Annotated in this window: 5 protein-coding genes; all 5 read right to left on the reverse strand. The window is 37.1% G+C overall.

Features of this window, described 5'->3' with window-relative positions; genetic code table 11:
* Nucleotides 1–34: 34 nt before the first annotated feature.
* Entirely contained in the window at nt 35–394 is a 360-nt protein-coding gene (locus tag ACTQ3V_RS15310; RefSeq protein ID WP_441468257.1) for a hypothetical protein, read from the reverse strand.
* Nucleotides 395–594: 200 nt separating this feature from the next.
* Nucleotides 595–1,902, reverse strand: coding sequence for an FtsK/SpoIIIE domain-containing protein (locus tag ACTQ3V_RS15315; RefSeq protein WP_373166344.1), 1,308 nt, complete (start codon nt 1,900–1,902; stop codon nt 595–597).
* On the reverse strand, nt 1,899–2,234 hold the full coding sequence (locus tag ACTQ3V_RS15320; RefSeq protein WP_373166343.1) for a hypothetical protein: 336 nt from the start codon (nt 2,232–2,234) through the stop codon (nt 1,899–1,901). The genes ACTQ3V_RS15315 and ACTQ3V_RS15320 overlap by 4 nt, the downstream gene beginning before the upstream one ends.
* Nucleotides 2,235–2,268: 34 nt before the next feature.
* On the reverse strand, nt 2,269–2,793 hold the full coding sequence (locus tag ACTQ3V_RS15325; protein WP_373166342.1) for a hypothetical protein: 525 nt from the start codon (nt 2,791–2,793) through the stop codon (nt 2,269–2,271).
* A gap of 50 nt (nt 2,794–2,843) precedes the next feature.
* A complete protein-coding gene (locus ACTQ3V_RS15330; protein ID WP_373166340.1) occupies nt 2,844–3,251 on the reverse strand; it encodes a hypothetical protein in 408 nt (135 codons plus the stop codon).
* Between the last annotated feature and the right edge of the window lie 303 nt (nt 3,252–3,554).

Consider the following 3,554-nt stretch of genomic DNA (forward strand, 5'->3'; position numbering starts at 1 on the left):
CCATTATGGAGAATATCTGGACTACATCAAGTTGTTAGTGGCGGCTGTTACTCAGACCGCACCGCGGCCGTTCTGCTCCGCACCAGCGGCCGCTGGCCGCCGCCGTATGCATATATGCTACATCGTCAATGTTCTCTTTGAATGTCAAGGTCATGAATTTTGTTTTATCATCAAAATTACAATCAATAATTCTTGCAAGTACCCAGCGCATATTTTCATAATGTTTCTGTTTGCGTTTTAGTGCGTCATAATGCTCCGAAGCGTTTTTTTCTTCCTTGTATTCTTGAATATCTAATTCTTTTTTCTTTTCTTTTTCCGTTTTAACTGTGTGAATGACCGGCTTGTCCAGATACTCCCAAACTTCAATGCTTGTAGGTGTTTCAATGATTTTCACATTGTAATAGTCCACCTTGCTTTTCAAAGTAAAACCCTCATAGTTTACTTCGAGAATACATTGAAAATTCTCCAGATGTTGTCCTATATATCAAGTTAAGTTACACAAGCCTGCGGGCTTGTGACACCTCATTCTTTTGTGTTTTTATCGCTCCGCTCAGTTATGCTCCGCAAACTGTGAAAACACAAAAGAAATGAGGTCTAATGATTTCCGTCTGATATATTTTGCTGATATTTTTTCAACTCCTCGATGAAATTAAATTTTTTGTAGTCCAAGTACGGCGCTTCAAATGATTTCGGCTTTGACCAACCTAAACCATCCAAATAAATATAACCGCCTCCCACAGCACTGATGGAAGATAAATCCTTAATATCCTCACCGAATACCATTCGATATGCTTCGCTGCTCATATTCCCTAGGGCAATCCGCACAGAAAGATTATCTCGCAGTTCGGTGGGAATATTATTGGCATTTGGCTGTTGTGTGCTTAAAACGCAAAATACACCCATTTCCCGCCCTTTCAAAATCACCTCGGTCAAGTTTGCCATAGTTTCTGCAAATACTTTTTTATCCGCACTGGCTCGGAACGCTCCCAATTCATCAAACAGAATAAAGATTGGATTTAGCTTGTAATCAACAAAAGAATATCCATATACAAAATGATCTGCGTTTTCCTTGTAGTCAATAAACCGTTGTTCCATTTTTTCTTTTACAATGCGGGATAGCTTGGCAATGTTGTTTACGTCACTTGCCACATATTCAGCCCCAAGAATACTTTTAAGGCTTGCAAGGTCTGAACGTTTCGGGTCACAGATATAAATATCAGCTTGCATTTTCTTCATCTCAATAATGAGGTAGTTTAAAAATGTTGTCTTGCCTGAACCCGTGACTCCTGCTAATAATAAGTGCGGTTGCTTCAAAATATTCCACGCTAAATTATTGCTCAAAGGCAGGATGGTTGTATTGTTATAAGCGGCGTTTGAATGATTGATAATGATGCGTCTGTCTTTATATCTGCTGAAAATATAATCGCAATAACTGATTGTATCAATCTTATTTTCCAGCGGTAAACCAAGTAAAGCAGATAAGGAAGTATCGAACTGGTTCATTTTGTCAGTATAGATATCCCCTTGTTTGTATGCTCTGATGATAATTTCTGTATCGTTTAAAAGGTAGCCGAATACTGCTGAATTGGAAACCACCTTCTCTCTATCAATGATTTCTGTCTGGCATAAATTATAAGACTGCAAGAAAAAATACAAATTTTTCTCTAACTTAATGTAAAAACGCTGCTTTCGATACCATAGCCACAGCCTTATTATGCCGAATAATATAACCGCAGACCACAAGTAGGAAAAGAACGAATATAAAAAAGAAGGGGAGAGGTTCTCCACCAGAAAACCTCTCCCGATAATTCCAATAAGGGTAGCAGTTATGCAGAAATACAACGGACTATTGACAGGTTTACAGTATAAGGATACGTTTTTGAATTTTTTCTTCTTTTTCATTTGGCAAAATCCACACTGTCGGCCTTAGCCGTAATACAAATTCCCTGTGTCTTGGAGTAATATGAGCCAACTTCCAAATTTGAAAATTTCACCGCTGTCCCAATCGGTATTCCCTCGCTATTTCCAATATCGACGAGAGGAATTTTATTTGAAACTTTTACACTCAACTTTTCCATTTTATGCGCCGGCAAAACTACCGAGTAACGGTATCCGTCCAGCTTATCAGTTCTTGCCCCGTCTTTATACTCATAACTAGGCGTAATGTCGGCAAGGAGAAAAGTTTCTCCAAGGCTGGTGGGATCTATGCGTAAATCTGTAATCTTTAATGGCATAATTTTAATTCCTCTTGGTTGCCCATTTACTTAATTAGTTCCAAACTTCACAAAATCCGGCCACTACCTTCACTAAATATGGATAGGAAAAGCCGCGTTCTCCGATTGTTTCTGCATATTGTTTATCTGCTACGGCTTTAAGTTTTGCAAACAATTCAGAATTTTGCGGCATACGCCCTTTAATCTTTTCGATAGATTCTTCCGTTGCGCTTTCGGCAAAACACTTATAGTCTACACGAAAATCATTTTTAATAAGAAGCTGAATTGGGTCAGGGTCATATGTAAAAGGCTCAATTTTACTTAACGCTTGTAAATTGTCTTTCGCCCATAAATACCAGTTATTTAGGATTTTTTTAGCGGTAGGAATATAGATCTTACATTTTTTTACACTTTCCATTTCAGCTACAAAATCATAAAAAGCACTATCGTATTCCACACCTTGGGTCATAGGCAGGTTTTCTGACTGAAAGATAGCAATCCGTTTAGCATACATCTGAGTAATTCCATAGTGTTCCTTTTCTACATGCTTAATAGTTGCAATCATTTCACTTGCTAACATTTTACTTTCCTCCTGTTCATAGCGAAACAACACTATTATGTTTTTTTAGTTTATTCATTATTGTTTTCCTCCTTTAAAAGTGTGAGATTGTCTGTTTCTTTAAGAATAGCGGCAAACAATATAAGTTTAATAACAAATGGTTTAAACATTTTCTTGGTAGAAAAAACGCTCATAAATTTATTTTGTAACTTCTCGATACCATCCAATACAGCTGCTTCTAAGTTTAAGGCTGTCTGCAAATCAGATATACTGTCATCATAATTTTTAGTAACATTAGGAATATCCATAGAATTGATTGCTTGCCAATCTATTCTATCTAAGTCGTTCTGAATAGCTTTATAGGCCATTCCTACCAAATAACCATTGGTAACTTTCGCTTTAGGGTCAGCGAATTTAATTTGTTTGTATTCCTGAATAGCCACCACTGTTGGTCTACTCAACCTCATTTGAATTCTCATTAAAATACTCCTTTCTTTAACGTATACTAAAATCTACCGAATACAACTGTCTTACTAAAATCAGTATAGCAAAAGGTAAGACATCTGTCAACTCTTTTTGCGGTTAAGAATTCCACCTTAGCTTTGCAACCTTTTTGCAACCAATACAAGAAAATACAACTAAATAATCTGTTGTCAAATTATTTCAAACCCTTTGGAGTAGTACCCTGTAAGTGCAGTCGCAAATTCCCCAAAAATCTGTTAAACTGAACGAACAGAGACGGAGGGGATCGCAATGAAACGTTACAGCAAAGAATTTAAGGA

Origin of the sequence: Candidatus Agathobaculum pullicola, assembly GCF_052117205.1 — a bacterium.
Taxonomy (GTDB): Bacteria; Bacillota; Clostridia; order Oscillospirales; family Butyricicoccaceae; genus Agathobaculum; species Agathobaculum pullicola.

Bases quoted from the DNA above. Each gene is read 5' to 3' on its own strand.
- ACTQ3V_RS15330 (WP_373166340.1), bottom strand. From the start codon at position 3,251: ATGAGAATTCAAATGAGGTTGAGTAGACCAACAGTGGTGGCTATTCAG.
- ACTQ3V_RS15325 (WP_373166342.1), bottom strand. From the start codon at position 2,793: ATGTTAGCAAGTGAAATGATTGCAACTATTAAGCATGTAGAAAAGGAA.
- ACTQ3V_RS15315 (WP_373166344.1), bottom strand. From the start codon at position 1,902: ATGAAAAAGAAGAAAAAATTCAAAAACGTATCCTTATACTGTAAACCT.
- ACTQ3V_RS15320 (WP_373166343.1), bottom strand. From the start codon at position 2,234: ATGCCATTAAAGATTACAGATTTACGCATAGATCCCACCAGCCTTGGA.